The organism is Streptomyces sp. NPDC048643, assembly GCF_040650615.1.
GTDB lineage: Bacteria > Actinomycetota > Actinomycetes > Streptomycetales > Streptomycetaceae > Streptomyces.
The window spans coordinates 12,663-37,295 of record NZ_JBEZHO010000008.1; the positions used below are offsets into that span (position 1 = coordinate 12,663).

Below are 24,633 nucleotides of genomic sequence, written 5' to 3' on the forward strand. Positions count from 1 at the left end.
GTGCGTGTCAGCTGTGTCCCTGCGGGCCGCCGGGAGTGCCCGAGGCCCTCCCGGACGCCCGGTGGATCACTGTCCGGCGGACGCCGAGGAGGTGGCCGTGCCCGTGGCGGACGACGACGCGCCGTCCGACGGCTTGCCCGACGTGGACGCGGACGGGGAGCCCGTGGCCGAGCCCGAAGGCGAGACGGAGGTGCCCGCCGACGCGCCGGGCGCGGACGGCATGTCGCTCGGCCCCCACTTGGTGAAGTAGCTCTCGGCCGGCACGACGAAGGCGCGCAGGCTCACGTCACCGGTCTCGCTGAAGCCGAAGGTGACCTTCTGGGCGCTGCCGTTCAGGACGGTCTCGCCCGGGTTGGCCAGCGCGGCGGAGGCGTTGCCCTTGCCACCGAGGATGACGGAACCGCCGGCCGGGACGGTCAGCTTGCCCTTGCCGGTGGCGGGCGTGATCTGGGCGGTGCCCCCGCCGTCGACGGCGATCGAGTCGAGGGTCTGCGCGGTGGTGCCGCTGTTGAACAGCGTCGCGGAGATCACCGCCGGACCGGTCGCCTTGACGTCGGGCTGGGTGATGACGAGCGCGTTCTGGATCTTGATGTTGCCCACGGAGGTGGCCGCGTTGTCCGGCTTGACCTCCAACGTCTGGGCATCGCTGCCCGCACCGCACGCGGCGAGCGAGGCGATCGAGAACGCGATGACGGCGGCGGCGGAGGCGCCGCGTCGAAGGCTGCTGCTCACGGCGGCGGCAACTCCTTGAACGTGGGCGAAGCAGGGCGACTCCTGTGTAAAGCCGCCCTAAGGGTCTGTCAGCGGCCTTAGGTTACCGATCCGTTCCCACGTGACCGCACCCGACCCTCCCCAAGCGCCCGACTTTGCTCGACGGAAGGGTGCCGGGGTCCCGCAGCCGAGTCGGACACGCGCCCGAGAGGCTCCGGTGCGCCGGGTGTGCGCCCCGCTCTTCCCGACTCGCCCGGGCGAGTCGTCGGCTCCTTTGATCGCGCCCTCGTCCGCCATTCACATAAGTTCCACGGAGCCGGCCTCGCGCATTTCGGGGAATGAATGCCCGGCCGCCCGGAAAATCGATCACGGTGCCGGAACGCCAGGTCATCGCCGGCCGATCATCACGTCATCGGGCACGTGATCACCGATCGTCTTGATCAATTCCGGAATCGCTCCGCGCCCGGCCGCGCTCATCGAACGGAGTAGCGGAAGTCGCGCTCCTGGAGGCGGACAAATCAGGATGTTCGGACCCTGTTCAGGGGTTCCGGGTGTGTGTAACGTACGCGTTTCACTCCGCCTGGACAGCCGCTCCCACCTGCGAATACCCTCTTCCGCTCGCCTCCCGCAGCACGTTCCTGTTGCGGTTGTCAAGCCCCGAGATGTGCCCTGACCTGCGAAAACGCCATTCAGAAGACGCCGTTTCCGTGGTATTCTGGATAGCCACGGAAGGGGTACCTGTCACATGACGTTCAAGGTTGGCGACACCGTGGTCTATCCCCATCACGGGGCCGCGCTGATCGAGGCTATCGAAACTCGCCAGATCAAAGGCGTGGACAAGACCTACTTGGTGCTGAAGGTCGCCCAGGGCGATCTGACGGTACGTGTGCCAGCGGACAATGCGGAGTTCGTCGGCGTGCGTGATGTGGTCGGTCAGGACGGGCTGGACCGGGTCTTCGAGGTGCTGCGCGCACCGTACGCCGAGGAGCCCACGAACTGGTCCCGTCGTTACAAGGCAAATCTGGAGAAGCTCGCCTCCGGCGATGTCATCAAGGTCGCGGAAGTCGTGCGTGACCTGTGGCGTCGTGAGCGCGAGCGCGGACTCTCCGCCGGTGAGAAGCGCATGCTCGCCAAGGCGCGCCAGATCCTGGTGAGCGAGCTCGCTCTCGCGGAGAACACCAACGAGGACAAGGCCGAGGCCCTGCTGGACGAGGTCCTCGCGTCCTGACGCCGGCTCAGTCGCCGAGACGCCAGCCGTCTTGACGTACGCACCAGCCCGCGCAGCTGCGCAATGAATGCCGCGGTGCCCGATGACGCATTTGCTGTCGCCGGGCGCTGCGGCATGTTCGTACCCGCACGAGCCCCGCATGCTTGACTTGCGCGCTTGACGCGGTTCACCCGGATCCACCGGATGTTCACCCGGCATCGACTGTCCCCCGCCGTACCGGCATGTCCGATACTCGATGTGCCCGGCGGCCGACTCGACCGGATGTCACGGAAGGGTCCCCGGTCAGGGCGTCACGCCCGGCACTCCCCCCGCTCACCGAGCAGGGGGTACTCACCAGGCCATACCCATACCGGTCGAGCACACAAACCTGACAGGAACCGATGTCTGACGTTTCGCTTCCCGCGCCGTCGGGGGCCCGTACCGCAGCCGTGATTCCGGCCGCCGGACGAGGCGTACGCCTCGGTCCGGGCGCCCCGAAGGCACTGCGCGCGCTCAACGGAACGCCCATGCTCATCCACGCGGCCCGCGCGATGGCCGCCTCCCGCGCCGTCTCCCTGGTCGTCGTCGTGGCCCCGCCGGACGGCGCGGCCGAGGTGAAGTCGCTGCTGGACGCGCACGCGCTGCCGGACCGCACCGACTTCCTCGTCGTCCCCGGCGGTGAGAGCCGCCAGGAGTCCGTGAAGTACGGGCTCGACGCGCTGCCGCCGGGCATCGACATCGTCCTCGTGCACGACGCGGCCCGCCCGCTCGTGCCCGTCGACACCGTGGACGCCGTCATCGAGGCCGTACGGGACGGCGCCCCCGCCGTCGTACCGGCGCTGCCGCTCGCCGACACCGTCAAGGAGGTCGAGCCCGCGGCCGTCGCCGGGGAGCCCGAGCCGGTCGTGGCCACACCCGTCCGGGCGCGGCTGCGGGCCGTCCAGACGCCCCAGGGCTTCGACCGCGCCACGCTCGTACGCGCCCACGAGACCGTCAGCGACGACGTGACCGACGACGCGAGCATGGTCGAGCAGCTGGGCCTGCAGGTCGTGGTCGTGCCCGGCCACGAGGAGGCGTTCAAGGTGACCCGCCCGCTGGACCTGGTCCTCGCGGAGGCGGTCCTGGCGCGACGGAGGCTGAACGATGGGTTCTGAGACGACCGGGCAGACCGCACCCCAGGCCCCGGCACCCGTGCTCCCGCTCGTCGGGATCGGCACCGACATCCACGCCTTCGAGGAGGGCCGGGAGCTGTGGTGCGCCGGTCTGAAGTGGGAGGGCGAGGGACCCGGGCTCGCCGGGCACTCGGACGCGGACGTCGTCGCGCACGCCGCCTGCAACGCCCTGTTCTCCGCGGCCGGTCTCGGTGACCTCGGTGCCCACTTCGGCACCGGGCGGCCCGAGTGGTCCGGGGCGTCGGGCGTCGTCCTGCTGACGGAGGCGGCCCGGATCGTCCGCGAGGCCGGCTTCACCGTCGGCAACGTCGCGGTCCAGGTCGTCGGACCCCGTCCGAAGATCGGCAGGCGGCGGGACGAGGCGCAGAAGATCCTCTCGGACGCGGTGGGCGCCCCGGTGTCGGTGTCCGGCGCCACGACGGACGGCCTCGGCTTCCCGGGCCGGGACGAGGGACTGATGGCGGTCGCCACCGCTCTGGTCGTCCGGACGCCCTGAGCCGACCGCCGCACCTCGCGGACGAACGGTTCACCTTTTCCGGACGTATTCCACCCATACGGGTAGATACGTCCACTCTTCTCCGGTCCCGGCAGCCCGCGCGATCCGCCCTGCCGCCCGCCCTGACGGCACCCTCTTTGGAGCCCGGCGGGACGGGCGGCCCCCGTATGTGACGAATCCGTTGCCCTTGCGGGGGAAGGGTCGCGGGGCACTACCCGGGGCCCACTACCCTGGAGTGGTGACCATTCGCCTGTACGACACCAGCGCCCGGCAGATCCGTGACTTCACCCCGCTCGTGCCGGGTTGCGTCTCGATCTACCTCTGTGGCGCCACCGTGCAGGCCGCACCGCACATCGGGCACATCCGCTCGGGCCTGAGCTTCGACATCATGCGCCGCTGGTTCGAGTACCGCGGCTACGACGTGACGTTCATCAGGAACGTCACGGACATCGACGACAAGATCATCGCCAAGTCGGCCGACCAGGGCCGCCCCTGGTGGTCCATCGGCTACGAGAACGAGCGCGCGTTCAACGACGGTTACGCCGCGCTCGGCTGCCTGCCGCCCAGCTACGAACCGCGGGCGACCGGGCACATCCCCGAGATGATCGAGATGATGCGCGGGCTCATCGAGCGCGGTCACGCGTACGCGTCCGACGGGAACGTCTACTTCGACGTCCGGTCCTTCCCGGGCTATCTCCAGCTCTCCAACCAGGAGCTCGACAACCTGCTCCAGCCGTCGGGCGAGGGCGAGACGGGCAAGCGTGACCCGCGTGACTTCGCCATGTGGAAGGCCGTCAAGCCGGGCGAGCCGAGCTGGGAGACGCCGTGGGGGCGGGGCCGTCCCGGCTGGCACCTGGAGTGCTCGGCCATGGCCCACAAGTACCTCGGCAGCGCCTTCGACATCCACGGCGGCGGGATCGACCTGATCTTCCCCCACCACGAGAACGAGATCGCGCAGGCCAAGGGCTTCGGCGACGAGTTCGCGAAGTACTGGGTGCACAACGCCTGGGTCACCATGAGCGGCGAGAAGATGTCGAAGTCCCTCGGGAACTCGGTCCTCGTCTCCGAGATGGTCAAGACGTGGCGCCCCATCGTGCTGCGCTACTACCTCGGCACTCCGCACTACCGCTCGATGATCGAGTACAGCGAAGAGGCCCTGCGCGAGGCCGAGTCGGCGTTCGCGCGCATCGAGGGCTTCGTGCAGCGGGTCGTCGAGAAGGCGGGGGGCGTCGTCGAGCCGTCCGCCGAGGTGCCGCCGGCCTTCGCCGAGGCCATGGACGACGACCTCGGTGTCCCGCAGGCGCTCGCAGTCGTGCACACGACGGTCCGCCAGGGGAACTCCGCGCTGGCCGCCGACGACAAGGAGGCCGCCGTCGCCCGCCTCGCCGAGGTGCGCGCCATGCTCGGCGTCCTCGGACTCGACCCGCTCGACCCGCACTGGGCCGGCGAGGGCGACCGCGGCGACGACCTGCACGGCGCGGTCGACACCCTCGTCCGCATGGTCCTCGACCAGCGCGAGGCCGCCCGCACCCGCAAGGACTGGGCCACCGCGGACGCCATCCGCGACCAGCTGAACCAGTCCGGCCTGGTCATCGAGGACAGCCCGCAGGGGCCCCGGTGGACGCTCGGACCACGCTGAGCACCCGCTCCGCCGGCCCCCGCCGATCACCCTCGACCTTGATCGATTGTGCCGCCCGGGCCTCCGGGCGGCACACTTCATATACGTACGTACGCACGCCTCACACAGACAGGTAGGTCATGGCCGCTAACAACCGCCGCATGTCCGGCAAGAAGGGCGCGCAGGTCGGCAGTGGCGGCCAGCGACGCCGGGGCCTCGAAGGCAAGGGTCCGACCCCGCCCGCCGAAGCGCGCAAGGGACACAAGAAGAACCGCGTCGCCAACGCCAAGGCGAAGCAGATCGTCCGCCGCCCCGCCCACCCCAAGGGCCGTGGCGGCAAGGGCACGTCCGAGATGGTCGTCGGGCGCAACTCCGTCGTCGAGGCGCTGCGCGAGGGCGTCCCCGCGATGACGCTGTACGTGCAGCAGTTCATCGACAACGACGAGCGGGTCCGTGAGGCGCTCCAGCTCGTCGCCGAGCGCGGCGGCATCCACCTGATGGAGGCCCCGCGTCCCGAGCTGGACCGCATGACCAACGGACTCAACCACCAGGGTCTCGTCCTCCAGGTCCCGCCGTACGAGTACGCGCACCCCGAGGACCTCGCCGCCGCCGCGTACGACCAGGGCCAGGACCCGCTGATCGTCGCCCTCGACGGCGTGACCGACCCGCGCAACCTGGGCGCCGTCGTCCGCTCCGCCTCCGCCTTCGGCGGCCACGGCGTCGTCGTGCCCGAGCGGCGCGCGGCCGGCATGACCGCCGGTGCCTGGAAGACGTCGGCCGGTGCCGCCGCCCGTACGCCCGTCGCCCGCGCCGCCAACCTCACGCGTGCCCTGGAGTCGTACAAGAAGGCCGGGCTCGTCGTCGTCGGTCTCGCCGCGGACGGCGAGGTCGAGGTCGGTGAACTGGAGGCCCTCGGCGGCCCCGTCGTCATCGTCGTCGGCAGCGAGGGCAAGGGACTGTCCCGACTCGTGGGCGAGACCTGCGACTTCCGCGTGCGGATCCCGATGCCCGGCGGCGGCGAGTCGCTGAACGCCGGTGTCGCGGCGGGAGTTGTGCTCTACGAGGCAGCTCGACGACGCGCCTGAACAAACGTCCCAGAGGTCACCCCCGTGGGGTAATCGGGATGTCCGGGACGACCTTGACGCGGTCCGGACAGATCGACGCGGTCAAAGCAGTGTCCTAAACACACGTCACTCGGTTAGATGAGTGTGGACACCAGAACACCCCGCACACCCACGGGGGACCGCTCGTCTGGATTCGACGACGTTCCCGCGCTGAGCATGGTGAAGGTGCCGAGCGATCCGGCGCAGGTCATCGTCAATCATGCGAGCTTCCGCGTCCAGCTAGGAGCTGCGTCGCGGGGGCAATCCGCGCGCGTCGCGCGGCACTTGAGCCCCGACGTCGGTACGCCGGGCAGAGCGGGCGGGGCCGGCCCGGCCGGCGGTGGCCGCCGCCGCGCCCCCGTCGTCTGGAGCGGGAAGTCCGCACCCGACGACACCGGCGCCCACCGGCTGCTCCAGGCCGTACGGAGCGCGGGCGTCGGCCACGGCGGCGGCAGCGCGCCGACCGCCGACGCCGGTGCGACCCAGGTCATCCCGCGCATCGGCGAACAGCCCGGCTACGCGGGCGATCTGACCGTCGACACCGTCGAGACGCCCCTCGTCGGCAGCCAGCGCAGCCCCGTCGGCGACGAGCAGCGACTGCTTCCGCAGATGCGCACCGTCGGCAGCGCCTACGACGAACCGGCCTTCACGGACACCGACTTCGAGGACGACGACCTCGACGGCCCGGGCACCCGCACTCCCGTCAAACGCGGCGAGTCCGACCCGGCCCGGCACGCCTACCACCCCGGCCGCCGGATGAACCTCGGCGTCGTGCTGCTCCCGTTGCGCGTCTTCCTCGGCTTCATCTCCATCTACGCCGGCATGGGCAAGCTCTGCGACCCCGTCTACTTCGACGGCGGCAAGCGCGGCTCCATGATGAAGTGGCTGAACACGCTGCACCCGTGGGAAGTCGCCGAGCCGCTGCGGCAGTTCGCCCTCCAGCACCCCGTCGGCTCCGGCCTCGTCATCGCCTTCTTCCAGGTCATCGTCGGCGTCCTCACGGTCCTCGGACTCTGGCAGCGAGTGGCCGCCGTCGTCGGCGCGATGCTGTCGGCCGCGCTCATCGTCACGGTCAGCTGGAAGACGGTTCCCGCGTACGACGCGCCCGACATCATCTACCTCGCCGCCTGGTCCCCGCTGATCATCGCGGGCGCCCCGGTCTACTCCGTCGACGGCCGGCTCGCCGGCGAGGCATGGCGCACCCTCGGACCGCGCGCCGACATCTGGGACCTGCGCGGGCGCGTGCTGCGCCGCGGCGCGCTCGCCGCCGCCATCGTCATCGGTCTCACCCTGCTCGTCGGATCGCTGCTCGGAGGCGCCGTCCGCGACTCCGACCGGGTCGTCGTCCCCGGTCCCGGCGAGGCACCGCGCAACGAACTGCCCGGCTCCCCGCTCCCGGAGACGCCCGGCAAGCGGCACCAGAAGGCCACCCCTTCGGCCTCGGAGGCGCCCACGCAGCGCAGCTCCTCGACGCCCTCGCAGGCGGCCACCACGCCCGGCGCGACCCGGGACACCGGTTCGGCGGCCGGCGGCGCGCAGCAGCCGAGCCAGACGCAGGGCAGCAGCGGCCAGGCGCCGCCGCAGCAGTCCGCGCCCGTCGACCAGGCCCCGAGCACCACCGCGGGCCCGACCAACAGCGGCGGCACGTCGACCGGCGGCACCGGCTCCACGGGCGGCACCGCTCCCGGCGGCAACTCCTCCACCGGGCAGCCCGGTCTGGTCGGCGGCCTGCTGGGCTGACCCACCCACCCGGCCGCGCGGATCGCGGAGAACGGCGTCAGGGCCCCGCACGGGATCGTGCGGGGCCCTGACGCGTACGGAGCGTGCCGGACCGGCTACGGGGCGCTGTGTGACGTCCTGGGCGGCACTGAGCGGTCCTCGGGGGCTCTCAGTGGCTCTCGGCGGGTGTGCCGGGCGGTCTCACGCCGTCGTGCGGTGCCCTGGGGGCTCGGCGGTGCGGGTCGCGGGATCTCAACGGCCCAGGGCCGCAAGCTCCTTCGCCGCCTCGGTGAGGTCCTTGGCGGTGTCGATGGCACGCCAGTAGGCACCCTGCGGGATCGGGAAGCCGGCCAGCCGGTTCTCGCGGGCCAGGCGCGGGAAGGTGGTCCGCTCGTGGTCGCCGCGCTCGGGGAGCAGTCCCGTGAACTCGGGGGAGAAGACGTACACGCCCGCGTTGATCTCGAACGTGGAGGGCGGCGCCTCGATGAAGTCCGTGATGTGGCCGAAGCCGTCCGTCTGGACGGCGCCCCAGGGGATGCGGGGACGGGCCAGCGCGAGCGTCGCGACCGCGTCGCGCTCGGCGTGGAAGTCGGCCATGTCGCGCAGCGAGAAACGGGTCCAGATGTCACCGTTCGTCGCGTACCAGGGGCGGTCCGGGTGCGGGAGACGGGCCGCCGCGTACCGGAGGCCGCCGCCACGGCCGAGGGGTTCCGACTCGACGACCGTCGTCACCTTGACCGGGAGATCGGCCGAGTCCAGCCACGTCTGCAGGACCCCGGCGAGGTGACCGCAGGAGATGACGACGTCGGTGACGCCCTCCTCGGCGAGCCAGGTCAGCTGGTGCCCGATGATCGGTGTCCCGGTGCCGGGGATCTCGACCATGGGCTTCGGCCGGTCGTCGGTGTAGGGCCGCAGCCGGGAGCCCTGGCCGCCGGCCAGGACGACGGCTTGAACGGGGCGCGCCTCGGCGTTCGGATCGGTCATGACCGAACTGTACGTGGCGGTGTCCGAGGGGTCTCGGGAGCCCGGTCGGAGGGGGTGCCCGGCGCTGTGGCCGGGCGAGGTCGGCGGTGGAGCGGGAGGCGGGCGGTGCGGTGCCCCTCGGAGAGCGCTCGGTGGCCTCCGAGGGGCGTTGCCGTCCCCGGAGCGGGGACGGGGGACGTCAGAAATGGGTGTTCGCCACCCCCGAGGCGAAGGCCGTGTCGCAGACGGGCCGCGCGAACGACTGGGCGCGCGTGGGGCCGTAGGCACGGACCGCGGCGCGGCCCAGGGCGCGGGCGATGGACACGCAGTGCTTCGCGAGCGACGGACGCCCGTTCACCGCCTGCTGGAGGTGGGTGAGGGCGACGCCCGGGTCCTTCTCCTGGAGCTCCAGGAGGAGTCTGTCGCGCAGGACGTCCTGCGGGGCACGGGAGACTGCTCGCGAGGAGACGTCTTCGGAGGACGCGGTGAGCACCGAGTTCGAGGGATTCCCCGACCAGTTGACTCGGGTGACCGCGAGAGTCCCGGAGAGCACCAGGACGACAGGCAGAACGAGGGCGAGGGTGCGGCCGATCCGGCGGGCGGGGCCACGGCCACGCCGGGTCGATTGGTTAGAGGTGGAGTGCTTCACGCGAGTGAGGGTAGCGCGGGGTGATGATTTGGCGACATTTAGTCACCGGTTCGGGGGATGGGCAATCGACGTTTTCGAGGTAGTGGGTTGACGCACAGATATCGAAATGCCCGGTCTGCCGGGGTATTTGTCGACAACGAAGAAGGCCCCGCAGCAGGCTGCGGGGCCTTCTTCGTCAACTTGGGTGAATTCACCCTCTACGGGGTGTGCGTTCGGCCCGGACGACGCGGTCGTCAGTCGGACAGGCGCTCGCCCGTCGAGGTGGAGAACACGTGGATCTCGCCCGGACGCGGCACGACGTGCAGCGTGGCGCCCTTGTCCGGGACGGCGCGGCCGCTGACGCGGACGACGAGGTCCTTGAGCTCGCCGTCGACCTTGGCGGAGCCGTAGACGTAGCCGTCGGCGCCGAGCTCCTCGACGACGTTCACCGAGACGGCGAGGCCGGCCGGGGCGTCCTCGGTGTCCTTGGAGAGCGACTTGGCGGCCTCGCCGCCGTGCTCGACGACGTCGAAGTGCTCCGGGCGGACGCCGACGGTGACCGTACGGTCGCCCCTGTCGGCGGCGGCGGAGAGGGCCTCGCGGCTGACCGGGACGACGCTGTTGCCGAACTTCACGCCGCCGTCGGTGATCGGGACCTCGACCAGGTTCATGGCCGGGGAGCCGATGAAGCCGGCGACGAAGAGGTTGGCCGGGCGGTCGTACATGTTGCGCGGCGAGTCGACCTGCTGGAGCAGACCGTCCTTGAGCACGGCCACGCGGTCGCCCATGGTCATGGCCTCGACCTGGTCGTGGGTGACGTACACCGTGGTGATGCCGAGGCGGCGCTGCAGCGAGGCGATCTGCGTGCGGGTGGAGACACGGAGCTTGGCGTCGAGGTTCGACAGCGGCTCGTCCATGAGGAAGACCTGCGGCTCACGCACGATCGCGCGGCCCATCGCGACACGCTGGCGCTGACCGCCGGAGAGGGCCTTCGGCTTGCGGCCGAGGTACTCGGTGAGGTCGAGGATCTTCGCCGCGTCCTCGACCTTCTGGCGGATCTCGGCCTTGTTGACGCCGGCGATCTTGAGCGCGAAGCCCATGTTGTCGGCGACGGTCATGTGCGGGTACAGCGCGTAGTTCTGGAACACCATGGCGATGTCCCGGTCCTTGGGCGGCAGGTGCGTGACGTCACGGTCACCGATGTGGATCGAACCGCCGTTGACGTCCTCGAGACCCGCGAGCATGCGCAGGGAGGTGGACTTTCCGCAGCCGGAGGGGCCGACGAGGACGAGGAACTCGCCGTCCGCGACGTCGAGCTCGAGCTGGTCGACGGCGGGCTTGTCGCCACCCGGGTAGATGCGGGTCGCCTTGTTGAACGAGACAGTGGCCATGGTGAGGGGCCCCCTTCACCGGCAGGAACGTGCCGGACGATCCGTTGTAAAGGTGGTGATCCACTACGAACGGGTCCGTAGTGGTGTAGTCCACATGGGTGAACTGGTTCAGGACGCTACCTGCCGTTCACGTGTTCTGTCAGTACTCCGGGACCGGTGAAGTTCGCGGAAATTTTCGACAGAGGGCCCTGGTGAGGTGAGTACACTGCACGGGCACGTCACACCGCACGCGCGCGTGCAGGCCTCCTTAGCTCAGATGGCCAGAGCAACGCACTTGTAATGCGTAGGTCGTCGGTTCGAATCCGACAGGGGGCTCTTTTTGAGTTCAAGCCCAGCTCGGATGCTGTCCGAGCTGGGCTTTTGCGTGGGGGTGGGGCTCAGGGGGTCGGCCGGGGGCGGGGGACCGGCGTTGTGGTCAGGGACTTCAGGGCCGGCCAGTCGACCTTGGGGCGGGGGAGGGAGCGTTTGGCCAGGTAGGACTTTGTCGTGCGGCGGGCCGTGCGGAGGGTGCGGAGCATGTCGCGGGGTTCGCCCGAGCCGGACGGTTCGATCACCCGGCCCGGGCGGAACAGCCAGCGGCCGTCGTCGGCGACGAGTTCGCCCCGTACGAGCGCGTTGTAGAGGCCGGAGAGATGCTCGTCGTGGCGGTGGACCAGGAGCCCGGCCGGGCCGGGGGTGACCTCGCAGTCGGGGGCCGGTTCCACGAGGAAGCCGTCCGGGGTCGGCGTCGTCGGCGTGCGCGACAGGAGGGGTGCCCCGGACGCGTCCCGGGCGCTGAGCACCGCCGTGGGGAAGCGGGCCAGGATGTCGGCCCCGGCCAGCCGTGACGGCGCCTCCCCCGGCTCCGTGGACCTGTTCTCCACCGTGTCCGGGGCCGGGCGGGTGCGGAGGTCCGTCGGGGTGATGGTGATCAGCAGGCGCAGGTAGTACCAGTCCATCAGCCAGCGGGCCGGGGCGTCGACGTAGCGGCGGCTCTCGGGCTGGCGGTCGAACAGCATGGACCAGTACGCCTCCTCACCGGCCGGCGAGGTGACGATCTCCTCGGGGCAGACGGCCGTACCCCCGATGAAGACCTGCTCGGGGCGGTCGAGGCCGCTGGCCGTGGGGTCGGAGAAGAGGAGCGCGACGCGGCCGTCGCGGCGGACGTTGAGGGCCTTCTGCGCGAAGGCGAGCGATGTCGTGACGAGGAGCGTTCCGTCGTCGCGACGGTAGGCCGCGGTCGGCCAGACGAGCGGAGTGCCGTCACGGCCCAGGGTCACGAACTCGCAGGTGCGGTAGGCGTCGACGGTCTCGGCGACCGTCGAGGGGAGAGATATCACCCCAGCAACGTAGTTGTGGGTGGACTGAGTTGGTGCCTCGATCCGCGGTGTTTCGGGGACGCCTTTCGTGTCCGAAAGGGCAGTCGGCGGGGCAGCCGGAGGGGGCCGTCGGGGCACAGTGTTCCGCCCCTCGGCCCCACAACCCCACAGCCGCCCAGCCGCCCAGCCGAAGAGCCACACAGCTCTTCGGCTCCGCGACACTTTCCGTGATGCGGGCGTCAGACCGTGAACTTGACCGCCTCCAGGTAGCGGTCGTTCTCCAGTGCGCCGCCGAAGATGTAGCCGGGCCGGGCGTCCGCGCAGCCCTGGCCGCCCCAGGCGTACGAGTGGACCTTGGCCATCTGGCAGATGCGGCCGGTGCCGACGTTGATGGCGAAGCCGGACATGTTGGGCGCGCCCTTCTTCGTGCTGCCGACGTAGTTGTTCGTGCCGTCCGCCTTGACCGCCGTCCACTGCGGCATCCACTTGCCCCTGCCGTCCTTGGAGGCGGAGTTGTGGACGAAGGCGTTGGCGGACGATCCGCCGCTGCCCGACACCGCGATGTTGAGGGCCTTGATCGGGCGGTTCTGGTTCGTCGTGCCGGCCATCGTCCCGTCGCACACCGGCTTCTGCCAGCCCTGCCCGGAGACATAGGCGCGGTAGCAGATGTGCCGCCCCGACGGATCGTTCTTGGAGAGCCGCTTCACCGCGCTCGCTGCCGTGTCCTGCGGGGGTTTCGCGGTCACCGTCGCCTGCGGCGGCCTGGCCGTGACGGTGACGACGACCCCTCCGCCGCCTCCCGGCTCCTTCGGCTTCTTCTTCGCGTCCTTCGACTTCTTCGGCTTGGCCGACGGGGACGCCGAGACGCTGGGCGGCGGCGGGAGGCTCGGGGACGACGTCGATATCGGCCCCGACTTCTCGGCCTGCGGGCGCTTGCTCGTCTCCTCGCTCGACCGGGCGGCCTCCTTGCGGTGCCCGCCGTCGTCCGAGCCGCCGCTCCCGAGGATCACCAGCGGAACGATCACGAGGGCGGCCACGACGAGGGCCACCGGCCCGACGACCATCGGCCGGTGCAGCAGGCCCGGACCCTGGTACTCGTCGTCCGACTGGCGCGACCCCGGCCTGCGGACGAGCTGCGGCGCGGGTCGCGCGGCGGCGGCTCCGGCGACCGGGAACCCCTCCTCCCGGCCCGCGTCGGCGCCGAAGTCCGCGGCTTCGTCATCGTCATCGTCATCGTCCGAGTACGAGGGCGACGACGATGACGAGGACGAAGGCGCGTTGGGGGGCGGGGGCGGCGGAGGCAGCGGCGCCGACTCCCGCAGCCTCTGCTGCTCCAGCGTGTACGCCTCTACGTCGTAATCGTCGTCGTCGTCATCATCGGCGTCGTCGTAGTCGTCGTCGTCGGCATGGTCGGCCGTGGGGGCGTCACCGTCGTCCTCGGAGTACGCGTCGTCGTGCGGGTCCTCGTCGACGGTGTCGTAGCCGTCGTCGTCGACGTCCTCCGCGTAGGCGGCGTGGTCGTCCCGCTCGTGCTCGGGCTCCCCGGTGAAGTCCTCGGTGCCCAGGGCCGGTTCGGCCCCGGCCGCCGCCATGCCCATGTGCCCGGGTGCCGGGACCGGCACCGGTACGGGAAGCGGCGGCGGAGCCGTCTCCGGCTGTTCCTGCTGGTCCACCAGGTTGCTCGAACCGTCGGGCGCCACCTCGACGAACGCCACGTACCCCGCCGACGGGTCGGAGATGGTGGCGGTCACCGTGGTGTTCAGGTCGCGGGCGTACCCGTGCAGGACGTCGAGGATCGCGGCGTCGACCGTCGTCCCCTCCGCCGCCGGTACGGGTTCGCCGTCGATGGCGGCCGAGCCGTCGCCGGAGATGACCACCGCGAAGCGGGGCGCCGGCCCGGACGCCTCGCCCACGGGATCCGGCTTGCCGAGATCCATCGGCTTCCCGGGCACGGCAGGGTCGCCTCCCGTGATCGGCTCGTCGGTCTCTTCGCCCCGGCTCATCGCGTTTCCTTCCTGACGTTCCCCGCCGCATGGCTCCGGCAGGGTCCGTCGCGTCGGTCCCCGCGTAGCGCAACGGGTGCCGCCCGGAAACGGTTCAATCCCGCGGTGGTGCGGAACGGGCTCCGCGCGGCTGTGCGTTCACGTTCGCTCCCCTCTGCCCCCGAGGGCGGGAGCGGGCGGACCGGGAGGGCAGCGCGCCCCGCCGCCCGCAACGGCCCGGAACCGTCAAGGCCCCTTGTGTGGAACAAGTGTTCAGTACAGTCCGAAGAGTGAAGGCCTACGAGGAATCCGTGCGTTTCGCCGTGCTGGGGCCGGTCCGGGCATGGCACGGCGAGCAGGAGGTGGACGTCGGTTCCCCGCAGCAGCGGGCCGTTCTGGCGGCCCTCCTGCTGCGGCGAGGACGCCCCGTCATGCTCGGTGAACTCCTCGACGCGGTCTGGGGCGAGAAGCCGCCGGCGGCCGCCGTCTCCGTGCTGCGGACCTATGCGTCCCGGCTCCGCAAGGCGCTGGAACCGGAACGGGACGCCGCCGACGCGCCCCGGGTGGTCGTGTCGGTCGGCGACGGCTATCTCCTCAGGTTCTCCGAAGGCGCCCTGGACCTCGATGTGTTCGAGCGGCGGATCGCCGAGGCCCGCCGGCTGCGCGCCGACGGCGAACCGGCCGCCGCCGCCGATCTGCTGCACGCGGCCCTCGGGGGCTGGCAGGGCACGGCGCTGGCCGGAGTCCCCGGCCCACTCGCCGAGTCCGAGGCGTCCCGGCTGAACGAACAGCGGCTCGCCGCCCTGGAGACCCGACTCGACGTGGACGTGGAGCTCGGACGGCACGGTGAGGTGATCGCCGAACTGCTCGCGCTGACCGGCACGTTCCCGCTGCGCGAGCAGCTGTGCCGGCTGCTCATGCTGGCGCTGTACCGGTCCGGCCGGCAGGCCGAGGCGCTGGCCGCGTATCGCAGGACGCGCGCCACGCTGGTGGCCGAGCTGGGCATCGAGCCCGGCGCCGCGCTGCAGGACCTGCACGAGCGCATCCTCGCCGCCGACGTCTCCCTCGGTGCCGGGCCGTCCGTGACGCCCGAGCCGCCGGAGCAGGCGGTGGGGGCGGAGCAGCCGGGAGTGTCGGCCGAACCGGCTCCGCCGGGCCTCGCGCACCCGGCGCGACCGGCACAACTCCCCGCCGACCTGCCGACGTTCGCTGGACGGTCCGCCGAACTGGAGCGCGCACGCGCCCTGTTGCCCGAGGGCGGCAGCGTCCCGGCCTCGGTGGTCATCAGCGCGATCGGCGGCATGGCCGGCATCGGCAAGACCACCCTCGCCGTGCACTGGGCCCACGAGATCGCCGACCGCTTCTCCGACGGGCAGCTCTACGTCAACCTGCGCGGCTTCGACCCGACCGGCGTCGTGGTGACGCCGGAGGAGGCCATCCGTACGTTCCTCGACGCGCTCGGTGTCCCCCCGATGCGGATCCCCGCAGGCCTCGACGCCCAGGCGGCGCTGTACCGCAGCCTTCTCGCCCAGCGGCGGGTGCTCGTCCTGCTCGACAACGCCCGGGACACCGAACAGGTCCGGCCGCTGCTGCCCGGCTCGCCTGGCTGCCTGGTCATCGTGACCAGCCGCAACCAGCTCACCGGACTGGTCGCCGGGGAGGGCGCCCACCCGCTGACGCTGGACCAGCTGTCGCCCGCCGAGGCGCACGACCTCCTGGCGCGCCGCCTCGGCACCGAACGGCTCGCCGCGGAACCGCAGGCGACGGACGAGATCATCACCCGGTGCGCCCGGCTGCCGCTCGCGCTGTCCATCGTCGCCGCGCACGCCGCCGCGTACCCCGGTTTCCCGCTCAGCGCGATCGTCGACGAACTGCGGGAGACCCACGGCAGTCTCGACGCCTTCGCCGGCGGCGACGACATCACCACCGACGTACGAGCCGTCTTCTCCTGGTCGTACAAGGTGCTGTCGGCGCCGGCCGCGCGCCTCTTCCACCTGCTGAGCCTGCACTCCGGGCCCGACATCTCCGCGCCCGCCGCGGCGGCGCTGACCGGGCTGCCGTCCCGGGAGGCCCGCGGGCTGCTCGTCGAACTGACCAGGGCCCATCTGCTCACCGAGCACTTCCCCGGCCGCTACACCCTGCACGACCTGCTGCGGGTGTACGCCGCCGAGCGGGTCCGCGCCGACGAGACGCCCGAGGAACGGGACCTGGCGGTGGAACGGCTGCTCGCCTGGTACCTGCACACCGCCGAGGCCGCCTACCCGCACATCACCCCGCACCGGCGCCGGATCCCGCTCGACCCGCTGCCCCCGCTGTGCCGGCCGCTGGAGTTCGGCACGCAGGACGAGGCGGTGCGCTGGTGCGAGAAGGAGCGCGGCAACCTCGTCAGCGCCGTGCACCAGGCCGCCGCGTCCGGGCATCCCGGGATCGCGTGGCGGCTGCCCGCCGTGCTGTGGGGCTTCTTCTACCTGCGCAGCCACATCCACGACTGGCTCGACACCGCGAAGGCCGGACTGGCCGCCGCCCGCGTCGCCCACGACCACCTCGGTGAGGCGCAGGGACTCGCGGACGTGGCCGCCGCGCTGCGCGGCTCGGGCCGGCTCGACGAGACCATCGACCACCTGCACCGGGCGATGATCGCCTACCGTGACCTCGGCGACCACGACGGCAGGGCCTCGGCCGTCGCCAACCTCGGAGACGCGTACCTCCAGTCGGGGCAGCTCGACAAGGCCATCGAGTACACCCGGCGCGGGCTGGCCATCGAACGGGTCATCGGCGGCGCCTGGGGCGAGGGCATCGCCCTCAGCAACCTGGGCGACGCCTACCAGAAGCTCGGCCGCTTCGACGAGGCCGTCGCCTGCCTGGACCAGGCACTGACCGTCCTGCGCGCGGGCGGCAACCGCTGGGTCGAAGGCGTCACCCTCGACATCCTCGGCACCGTCCACCGCCGTCTCCGGCGCCACGACGCCGCGGTCGAGTACCACCTCCAGGCCCTCAGGACCCACCGGGACATCGGCAACCGGTGGGGCGAGGGCCACACGCTCGGCAACCTCGGCGACGTCCACCTGGACGCCCAGGAGCCGGAGGCGGCACGCGACAGCTGGCGTCAGGCCCTCGCGATCTTCGTGGAGTTCGACCACCCGGACGCCGAGAAGGTCCGTGAACGCCTCGGCCGCCTCGAAGACGGGCCGTCCGACACCCGTGCCCCGAGGGCCGAGCCGGGACGGACCGCCTGACATGAGTCTCCTTCGACGAGGGGCCGGCCACGGCCCGGGGGAGGGCCGCGGCCGGGTTCCACCCGCACAACGGGGCGCGGGGGCGGACGGTTCAACCGCCGGGGCAGGTCAGCCCGCGTCGTGGTAGACCCGGCCGCTCGCGTTGGCGGTCGCCCCGTCGTACAGGCCGGTCGGGCTGGTCACCGTGGAGAGCGTGAACCACGCGTACCGCTCCATGAAGTCCAGGCCGTCCAGCATCCGTGTCGACGAGCTGATGAAGTCGGTCTGCTCCTGCTGGCTCGGATAGCGGGGCGTGCCCTTGGAGAAGTCGATCAGGCCGTACTCCGTCAGCCAGACCGGCTTGTGATAGCGGTCGTGCACCGCCTGGAGGTAGCCGCGGAGCTGGTTCGCGGCGTCGGGCCCGAAGTCGGCCCCGTACCAGTGCACCGGGATGAAGTCGACGCGCAGCCCGCGCTGGGCGGCTCCCTGCATGAACCGGTCCAGCCAGCCGCCGGCCACGTCGGCGCCGGTGGCGACCGCCGGTGCGCCGAGCCGCAGACCGGTCGCCTCCAGCCGGGGCCACTGGTCGAGCGCCTGCTCGGGCGTCATGTTCGCCTGGGTCGGCGAGTCCGGCTCGTTGAAGCCGAGGAGTTCCTTGCCCTCCTTGGCCGCCTGGCCGAGTTCGGTGTCGGTGACCGAGCCGGGACCCCAGATCATCGGGACGTAGTCGACGCCGTTCGGCTTGGCCACCGTGCCGGTCGAGGAGGCCCAGTTGAAGTACCAGGAGGCGCCGGAGTCGGCCAGTGCCTGGGAGGCGCCGTCGACGGGGTTGAGACTGACGCCCTTGCGCCCGGCGGCCGGGGTCTTGTTCTCCGGTGCCGGCTGCGTCGCGGCGGGCTGGGCCGGGGCCGCGCCGCCGGTGCCGAACGCGACGGTCAGGCCGGTGCACTTGGTGCACTGGTACATGACCTTGTTGCCCGGCTCGGCGTCCTGCTTCGACCAGGCGTACGCGGTCGGGCACTTCTGGTTGACCATGTCGCTGTAGCCGGTCTTCGCGTCCCGGTTCGGGTTCACGCAGACCAACGGCGCGCCCGTGCCCTGGTCCTTGACGAGGTTGTCGGCCGGGCACGCGGACAGCAGGTCCTCCGCGCAGCCCGCCACGGCGCACTCGCCGCTCGCGGGCGGTGCCACGTCGTTCGGGGTGATGGTGACGGACGTGGCGACGGCGTTGACGTAGCTCACGTCGTACCAGGGGGCGAGCGAGTCGGCCGGGTCGAAGTTGAACTCGGCCAGTCCCGTGGGCTGTTCACCGGTCGAGCAGCGGTCGGCGTGCGGTCCGCAGTCGCCGACCGCGCAGTGGAACGTACTGCCGTCCTCGCCGCCGCAGCCCTGGCGGGCGAAGAAGGTGCCGCGCCAGTGACCGGCGCCCGCGCGCTCGGGGACGGTGACCGTGGCGGACTGGCCGGGGTCGAGCACCGGCAGGCCGGTGAGCGCGGTCGAGCCGTCGGCGTTGACCGTGCTGCCGACCCAGATACGGCTGTCCGTCCTGTTCTGCAGGGTGACGGTGTGCTCGGCGACGTCGGCCGCCGGTGTGCCCTGGATGCTCTGCCCGCCGGAACGGTGGGACTGCACCGCGAAGGCGGTACCGGTCACACCGACGATGACGAGGAGCAGGGCGAGGAGTAAGGGTGTGCGTCTGCGCATAGGGCGTGCCTCTCCGTGGGGGATGCGCTGGTACGGCGACCGGGTGGCGTCGCCGCAGGCACGACGGATGGGCGGGGGTGGACGGTTCACCGGGCGGGGGATGTCACTTGCGCCGTACCGGGTTCTGGACGGGCTGGATCCGCCCGCCGTGCGCGGGAGCGGTGGATCGCGTGGACGTGTCGGAGCCGCCGGAGGTCGAGGCCGTCGGGAAGGCGTCGCGGGTGTCCCGCAGGACCTGGTGGCCTTCGGGGCCGAGCGGGGAAGCCGGGAACGTGGGACTCCGCGGGACCGGGGTGGCCTGGCTCGGCAGCGGGGAGACCAGAGCCTCCCGGCCGACGGTGGGGGAGGCCAGTCGGGCGTGGTCCGGCAGCGGGGAGACCAGGGCCGCGTCGCTCGGTACGGGGGACACCGGGTGCGAGCGCTCCGGGAGCGGCGACACCGGCGGCTCCAGTCCCGGCGCGGGGGCGAAGGTGTCGTCGCCGGACCGGAGCCCCGGGCCGCCGTTCTCCGCGGCGAGGAAGCTCTGCCCGGCGAACAGGTCGCTCTCCCGCGGAGTCAGGGTGGCGCTGCTGGTCCGCTCCGCGAGGTTGGTGCGGTCGGCCGCCTCGAAGCTGAAGGCGTCGGTCGTCTCGTCCGGGCGGGGGGCGTCGAAACTGGTCCTGGACGACGGGGGGACGAGGCTGACCGCCGGTTCGCTCCGGGTCTGCGCCGGGCGTTCCCACCGCGAGCGGGTCTCGTCGCCGGGTGCGCCCTGCCGCGTACTCGGCTGCCGCCGCGCGGACTTGTCCGCCGCCGCCACGTCCGGCGCCACCTCCCGCAGGTGCGCGTTGACGACGCACCGGGCGACGAGCGGCATGCTCTCCGGGGACTTCTCGAAGGCCTTCCGGTACTTCCTGTCGGTCCTGACCAGATGCAGGACCGTGTCCTCGAACGCCTCGCGTTCGTGCGCCGGGAGCCGCCTGATGTGCTCTTCGAGGCGTGCCATCCCCGCGTGTACGGGCCTCTCCGGGGAAACGGGTGGTGTTGTGGGCGCGGGCGGTGCCATGGACGGCGGCTGTCCGGGCCCGCCCCGGCCGGGCGCGGCGGCCTGGTCCAGGGAGCCGTCACCGCCCGGGCCGCCCCCCTCCCCGCCACCGGGCGCGATGCCTCCGCCGGCCGGTGCCGAGCGCGATCCGCCCGTGATGCGGTCCAGGAGACGGCGCAGCTCGGCGGCGATCCGGTCCCAGATGCTCTCCCCGTCCGCCCGGCCCGCGCCGCCGGGCCCCTGGTTCCGCAGGCCGTACTCGGTCTTGAGCAGGTCGCGCGCCAGCCTGGCCCCGGGATTCCTCCTGGTCAGCCGGTTCCGGTCGCCGGAGGCCGTGATGTCGTTCGCCACGGTGCCGCTCACGCCCCGCGCAGTTCGAACCCGGTCGGCAACGGCAGCAGGCCGGGCGGCAGCGGGGTCTCGGGGAACCAGGGGGAGCCGTCGACCGGACGCGGCGGAGCCTCGCGGGCGTAGCAGCCGTCCGCCTGGGACGCGGACCGGCGGCGTTCCAGCAGGCCCTGTGACGTGAACCGCCGTGCGTGGGCAGCGGGCATGTGCGTACCTCCTCGACCTGTCGGCCGTGCGGTGCCGGCGGGGCGCCGACGTGGTTCGGTGGGCACAACGGGTGGGGGGTCCCCAGGAGTTCAAAAGCCCGGCGCCGAAGCGCGGGTGGCCGGACTCGGTCGGGCAGGGGGGCGGTGGCGGCACCGGCCGAGGGGTGCCCCGCGACGGACGAAACGGCCGTCGGCCGGAGAACCTCCTGCCGACGGCCGTGCCGTGTGCCGTGCCGCTCGATACGGGCATCAGCCCTTACTGGGCCCGCCCTTCTTCTTGTACTGGGCCCCCGTCACCCACGACATCAGGCCGCTCGGCTCATTCTTGGCTTTCTTGCCGCCGCTCTTCGACTTCGACGAGCTGCTCGGCGCCGTGACCGGGGCGGGCCCGTCCGACGGCGGGCTGGGATGCCGCTGGGTGGGCTGGAGCGGGGCTCCGAAGTCCGACGAGGCCGAGCCCGTGCTCGGGGTGCGCTCCTGCGTGTTCGTGTACGCGGGATTGAAGTTCTGGGCGCCCGGGGCGGGCGCCGGGGGATAGGCGTAGGAACTGGTCTGGGCGGGGGACTCGGTCTGCGTGAGGGAGTACGTGTACGGCTGTGCGGTGAGTGGCGTGGCGCTGTACCGCACGCCCTCGGGGAAGTAACTGCCGCCGGTGCCGGGGACGTTCGCTCTCGGGGAGTAGTCGGCGGTGGACGTGGTGAACGGTGCCATGGAGGACATGCCCTGAGCCAACCCGGCGTCGTAGTTGTGGGTGCCGGGCCACGCCGAGGCACTCGCCCGTCGCTCCTGCTCGCTCCGCAGGGCGGTGAGCTTTCCGTTCAGGGACTGGACCGCGGCGTCCTGCTCGGCGAGCGCCTGGAGGACCGCCGCCTTGGTCGTTTCCCTGTCGGCCCCTTGGAGGGAGAGCGTGGTGTTCGCGCGGGTCAGCTGGCGGGTCACCACCCGCGACAGTTCCTGCGGGCTCTCCGCCACCGGTGTGCTGGCCGCCGCGGGGTCCGACAGCATGACGACCGCGTTGGGATCGTCGAACGCCTTGTGGAAGGTGTCCAGCGAGTACATGCTCGACTTGCTGTCCTGAGAACTCGACGAGCTCGTGGACGACTTGCTGGGGTTCCGGGCCTTCTCCTGCTTGCGCCAGCGGTTCTGCCTGTCCCCGAAGTCCGGGTCGCCCGGTGAGGGAATCTGGTCGAACGACCTCTGCGAGGTGACGTTGAACGTCGCCTGCGTGTGCAGCGACCACGTGGACGAGTCCTGGGAGGCGTTCCTGATCCCCATCACCTTGACGTGCAGGTTCGTGACCTGGCCGGTCTCGATCAGCTCTTTCAGGTGGGGCCACTCGTGCTGGGTCAGGACACTGTTGGCCACCCTGCCTTCGAGCATCATCGCCTCGACCCGGTCCCGTGCCCCGTCCACGTAGTGGCCGGACATGTCCTTCCAGAGATCGGCCTGCACGGGAGCGTCCGACCAGCTCTCGAAGCCGAAGTTCTTGCCGTTGAACATCTTTCCCGGAGGTGACGTCTCCAGGATGAGGCCACCGTTCTCCGCCGCCTTCCTGGCCGGATAGAACGGTTCCGTCTTGCTCCACAGGTACTTCTTGGCGTACGTCTCCTCCGCCTTCGCCTCGCGTTGCTGGTCGAAGTTCTTGTTCCTCCTGTTCGCCCGCCACCAACCGGCCGGCACATGGAAGGCCTTGAGGCGGTCGAACTCCTTGATCAGGTCGGTCGCCGCGGTGCCCGACCAGTTCGCGTTGGGTGTGGCTCCCTGCTGGATCCACTGCCCGTTCTTGCCGAGCTGGGTCATGTAGCCGTTGAAGGCCTTCATGAACTGGGGGTCCTTGTGCAGGTTGTACTTCTTGAGTTCCTCTCTCACCGCCAGCTCGTCGGACTTGAATTGCTCCGCGTTGAATCCCGCCATCGTGAGGTCCTCCTCGCCGGAGTGACGAAACTCGCGCCACTCGCCCGCGCCGTGGAACAGCCGTGCCAGATTCAACGGACGTTGCCGCCGGGCGGTTCAACCCCGGGCGGAGGGCGGTGGTCCGCCGGACGCGTGAACCCCGTACCGCACGGGTGCGTTGTGGTCCCCGGACGAGACCACGCATCAGGAGGGAGCGCCATGACGGTTCAGACCGGAGGGAACGCCGAGCAGGAGGCTCCGGCCTCGCCGCCCGTGCCGAAGTTCATCCTCTATCTGGAGGCCCCGGAGTACGGCCAGGCGCTGCGGCAGCTGACCCTGTGGGTGCACCACGTACTGCTGCCGGTCTACGGCCGGGAGGTCACCTCGCAGTCCCTGTGGTGCTCACGCTGGTGGGAGCACCCGGAGGCGGTGGCCCAGCTGCATGGACTGTGGCTCGCCTGGGGGGAGTTGAGCGACACCGCCTCCGAGTCCGGGATGAGCGGTCCCGCCAGTTGGCACCGGGACTTCCTGGGGCCGATCATGCAGAACCTGCGGGACCCGTCGGGTGTGTTCGCCGGCTGCAAGCCCGGCTCGCACCGGGCGAAGGAGGTTCCCGTCGTCGACGCCGTCGACCCGTTCGGACCGCCGCCCGCGCAGGGCTGACGCTCACGGCGTACGGGCTCGGACAGAACGAGGGGCGGGCCGCGGTGGTCCGCCCCTCGTCGTCGTCCTTGCCCTGCGTCCCGTCCCCGTCCCCGTCCTCGACGCGGGCCTCGCCAGCGGCCTCGGCTCCGCCGGGCTCACGCGTCCGGTCGGACCACCCCGAGGATCTCCATCGACGCCGCCGGGGAGACGTACACCCAGCGGCCGGGGCGGGGGGCCTGGATGATCTTGCCGTCGCCGATGTAGAGGGCGACGTGGCTGGCGTCGGCGAAGTAGATGATGAGGTCGCCGGGGCGCATGTCCTCGACGGGGACGCGCTTCAGGCGGCGCCACTGCTCCTCCGAGGTGCGGGGGATGACATGGCCCGCCGCGAGCCAGGCCTGCGAGGTGAGACCGGAGCAGTCGAAGGAGTCGGGGCCCTCGGCGCCCCACACGTACGGCTTGCCGAGCTGGCGGGTGGCGAACGCGATGGCCTTCTTGCCCGCGGGGGTCGCGTCGGTGCCGACCTTCTCGAGGACGCCGGTCTCCACCCACTTCGCCTGGGCGTCGTCGGCCTCCTTCTTGTCCAGCGCGGCGAGCCGCTCGACCTCCTTCTTCTCCAGGGTCGACTCCAGTTTCTTCGCGTCGCCGATGTGCTTCTCGATCGACCGCCGCTCGGTGTCCTTGGCGCGGCGGCTCTTGCGCAGGCTCTTCAGGACGTCGGTGGCCTTGTCGGTGCGGGTGCCCAGGTCCTCGCGGGTCGCTGTCAGGGCGGTCAGTACTCCCTGGGTCGCCTGCTGGGCCTGGCGGGCCAACGAGGCGTTGTCCAAGGCGTGTTCGGGGTTCTCCGCGAGGGCGAACTGCATCTCGGCGGGCAGGCTGTCGCCCCGGTACTGGGCACGGGCCGCCGCGCCCGCCAGCCGGGTGAGCCGGCCCAGCTTCGTCTCGGCCGTCTCGATCTGGTCCTGGAGCGTGTGGACGCGCTTCTCCTGCTGGGTCACCTTCTCGTCGGCGGCGTTGTACTTGTCGGTCGCCACCTCCGCGTCGTGGTAGAGCCGCTCGAGTTCGGCGCGCACCTCGGTGAGGGTGCCGGGTTCGGGCTCGGGGTCGGCCCGGGCCGGCTGCTGGGCCGTCGCCGTCAGCGCGAGGGCCAGAGCGAGGGTCGCGGCCGTCCGGTGGCCGGGTGCGCGCAGGGTCCGTCTCATCTGGGCCGAAGCTCCTTTCGTAGGCGCCGCATGGGAGGGAGGCCGGGGGTCGCTCCCACAACGGTGCTGCGGCGGGCGGTGGTTCAAAGCGACGGTGTGAACCGGTCG

General features: G+C 71.5%; 19 protein-coding genes and 1 tRNA gene. 9 read left to right on the plus strand and 11 right to left on the minus strand.

All coding sequences use genetic code 11. From position 1 onward, the window contains the following. Window positions 1–66 precede the first annotated feature (66 nt). Window positions 67–732 (minus strand): DUF461 domain-containing protein, encoded by a 666-nt coding sequence (locus AB0C62_RS10430; protein WP_362971549.1) that lies wholly within the window; start codon window positions 730–732, stop codon window positions 67–69. A 724-nt stretch (window positions 733–1,456) separates the two neighbouring features. Here AB0C62_RS10430 and AB0C62_RS10435 point away from each other — a divergent pair. From AB0C62_RS10435 to AB0C62_RS10460, 6 genes are all read left to right on the plus strand, one after another. Next, window positions 1,457–1,939 (plus strand): CarD family transcriptional regulator, encoded by a 483-nt coding sequence (locus AB0C62_RS10435; RefSeq protein WP_003953493.1) that lies wholly within the window; start codon window positions 1,457–1,459, stop codon window positions 1,937–1,939. Window positions 1,940–2,319: 380 nt separating this feature from the next. Then, complete coding sequence (gene ispD / locus AB0C62_RS10440) at window positions 2,320–3,072, plus strand: 2-C-methyl-D-erythritol 4-phosphate cytidylyltransferase (protein ID WP_362971551.1); 753 nt, start codon at window positions 2,320–2,322, stop codon at window positions 3,070–3,072. Further along, the gene (gene ispF / locus AB0C62_RS10445; protein WP_362971553.1) at window positions 3,062–3,586 is read left to right on the plus strand and encodes a 2-C-methyl-D-erythritol 2,4-cyclodiphosphate synthase; all 525 of its coding nucleotides are present in this window, start codon (window positions 3,062–3,064) and stop codon (window positions 3,584–3,586) included. Before ispD ends, ispF begins: the two co-directional genes overlap by 11 nt. A gap of 238 nt (window positions 3,587–3,824) precedes the next feature. Beyond that, entirely contained in the window at window positions 3,825–5,225 is a 1,401-nt protein-coding gene (gene cysS, locus AB0C62_RS10450) for a cysteine--tRNA ligase (RefSeq protein WP_362971555.1), read from the plus strand. 119 nt (window positions 5,226–5,344) lie between these two features. Beyond that, window positions 5,345–6,289, plus strand: a complete 945-nt coding sequence (rlmB, locus tag AB0C62_RS10455; protein ID WP_362971557.1) for a 23S rRNA (guanosine(2251)-2'-O)-methyltransferase RlmB — start codon at window positions 5,345–5,347, stop codon at window positions 6,287–6,289. A 117-nt stretch (window positions 6,290–6,406) separates the two neighbouring features. Beyond that, window positions 6,407–8,047 (plus strand): DoxX family membrane protein, encoded by a 1,641-nt coding sequence (locus AB0C62_RS10460; protein WP_362971559.1) that lies wholly within the window; start codon window positions 6,407–6,409, stop codon window positions 8,045–8,047. 231 nt (window positions 8,048–8,278) lie between these two features. Here AB0C62_RS10460 and AB0C62_RS10465 read toward each other — a convergent pair whose 3' ends face one another. The 3 genes from AB0C62_RS10465 to ugpC form a co-directional block, all read right to left on the minus strand. After that, window positions 8,279–9,010 carry a nucleotidyltransferase family protein gene (locus AB0C62_RS10465; protein ID WP_362971561.1) on the minus strand — a complete coding sequence of 244 codons (732 nt, stop codon included), beginning with the start codon at window positions 9,008–9,010 and terminating at the stop codon, window positions 8,279–8,281. A 178-nt stretch (window positions 9,011–9,188) separates the two neighbouring features. Next, complete coding sequence (locus AB0C62_RS10470; protein ID WP_362971563.1) at window positions 9,189–9,638, minus strand: hypothetical protein; 450 nt, start codon at window positions 9,636–9,638, stop codon at window positions 9,189–9,191. Window positions 9,639–9,871: 233 nt separating this feature from the next. Then, complete coding sequence (ugpC, locus tag AB0C62_RS10475) at window positions 9,872–11,008, minus strand: sn-glycerol-3-phosphate ABC transporter ATP-binding protein UgpC (protein WP_362971565.1); 1,137 nt, start codon at window positions 11,006–11,008, stop codon at window positions 9,872–9,874. Between the two features lie 241 nt (window positions 11,009–11,249). Between ugpC and AB0C62_RS10480 the strand changes: the two genes are divergently transcribed. Then, window positions 11,250–11,323: transfer RNA gene (locus AB0C62_RS10480), tRNA-Thr, on the plus strand. Between the two features lie 62 nt (window positions 11,324–11,385). On the opposite strand, the gene AB0C62_RS10485 is transcribed toward AB0C62_RS10480, so the two are convergent. Both AB0C62_RS10485 and AB0C62_RS10490 read right to left on the minus strand, forming a co-directional pair. Beyond that, window positions 11,386–12,327, minus strand: a complete 942-nt coding sequence (locus AB0C62_RS10485) for a pyridoxamine 5'-phosphate oxidase family protein (RefSeq protein WP_362971567.1) — start codon at window positions 12,325–12,327, stop codon at window positions 11,386–11,388. A gap of 218 nt (window positions 12,328–12,545) precedes the next feature. After that, window positions 12,546–14,309 (minus strand): hypothetical protein, encoded by a 1,764-nt coding sequence (locus AB0C62_RS10490; RefSeq protein WP_362971569.1) that lies wholly within the window; start codon window positions 14,307–14,309, stop codon window positions 12,546–12,548. 269 nt (window positions 14,310–14,578) lie between these two features. On the opposite strand from AB0C62_RS10490, the gene AB0C62_RS10495 reads away from it, so the two are divergent. Then, window positions 14,579–17,524: a BTAD domain-containing putative transcriptional regulator gene (locus AB0C62_RS10495; RefSeq protein ID WP_362971571.1), complete on the plus strand. Its 2,946-nt coding sequence runs from the start codon at window positions 14,579–14,581 to the stop codon at window positions 17,522–17,524. Window positions 17,525–17,632: 108 nt separating this feature from the next. On the opposite strand, the gene AB0C62_RS10500 is transcribed toward AB0C62_RS10495, so the two are convergent. The 4 genes from AB0C62_RS10500 to AB0C62_RS10515 form a co-directional block, all read right to left on the minus strand. After that, window positions 17,633–19,207, minus strand: a complete 1,575-nt coding sequence (locus AB0C62_RS10500; protein WP_362971573.1) for a glycosyl hydrolase — start codon at window positions 19,205–19,207, stop codon at window positions 17,633–17,635. 103 nt (window positions 19,208–19,310) lie between these two features. Further along, a complete protein-coding gene (locus AB0C62_RS10505; RefSeq protein WP_362971575.1) occupies window positions 19,311–20,594 on the minus strand; it encodes a hypothetical protein in 1,284 nt (427 codons plus the stop codon). After that, a complete protein-coding gene (locus tag AB0C62_RS10510) occupies window positions 20,591–20,785 on the minus strand; it encodes a hypothetical protein (RefSeq protein WP_362971577.1) in 195 nt (64 codons plus the stop codon). Before AB0C62_RS10510 ends, AB0C62_RS10505 begins: the two co-directional genes overlap by 4 nt. 249 nt (window positions 20,786–21,034) lie before the next feature. Continuing rightward, the gene (locus AB0C62_RS10515) at window positions 21,035–22,699 is read right to left on the minus strand and encodes a hypothetical protein (protein ID WP_362971579.1); all 1,665 of its coding nucleotides are present in this window, start codon (window positions 22,697–22,699) and stop codon (window positions 21,035–21,037) included. Window positions 22,700–22,897: 198 nt separating this feature from the next. Here AB0C62_RS10515 and AB0C62_RS10520 point away from each other — a divergent pair, with 198 nt between their 5' ends. Beyond that, complete coding sequence (locus AB0C62_RS10520; RefSeq protein WP_362971581.1) at window positions 22,898–23,341, plus strand: DUF4913 domain-containing protein; 444 nt, start codon at window positions 22,898–22,900, stop codon at window positions 23,339–23,341. 137 nt (window positions 23,342–23,478) lie between these two features. Here the strand turns inward: AB0C62_RS10520 and AB0C62_RS10525 are convergent, their stop codons facing one another. Next, on the minus strand, window positions 23,479–24,525 hold the full coding sequence (locus AB0C62_RS10525) for an NlpC/P60 family protein (protein ID WP_362971582.1): 1,047 nt from the start codon (window positions 24,523–24,525) through the stop codon (window positions 23,479–23,481). Window positions 24,526–24,633 lie beyond the last annotated feature (108 nt).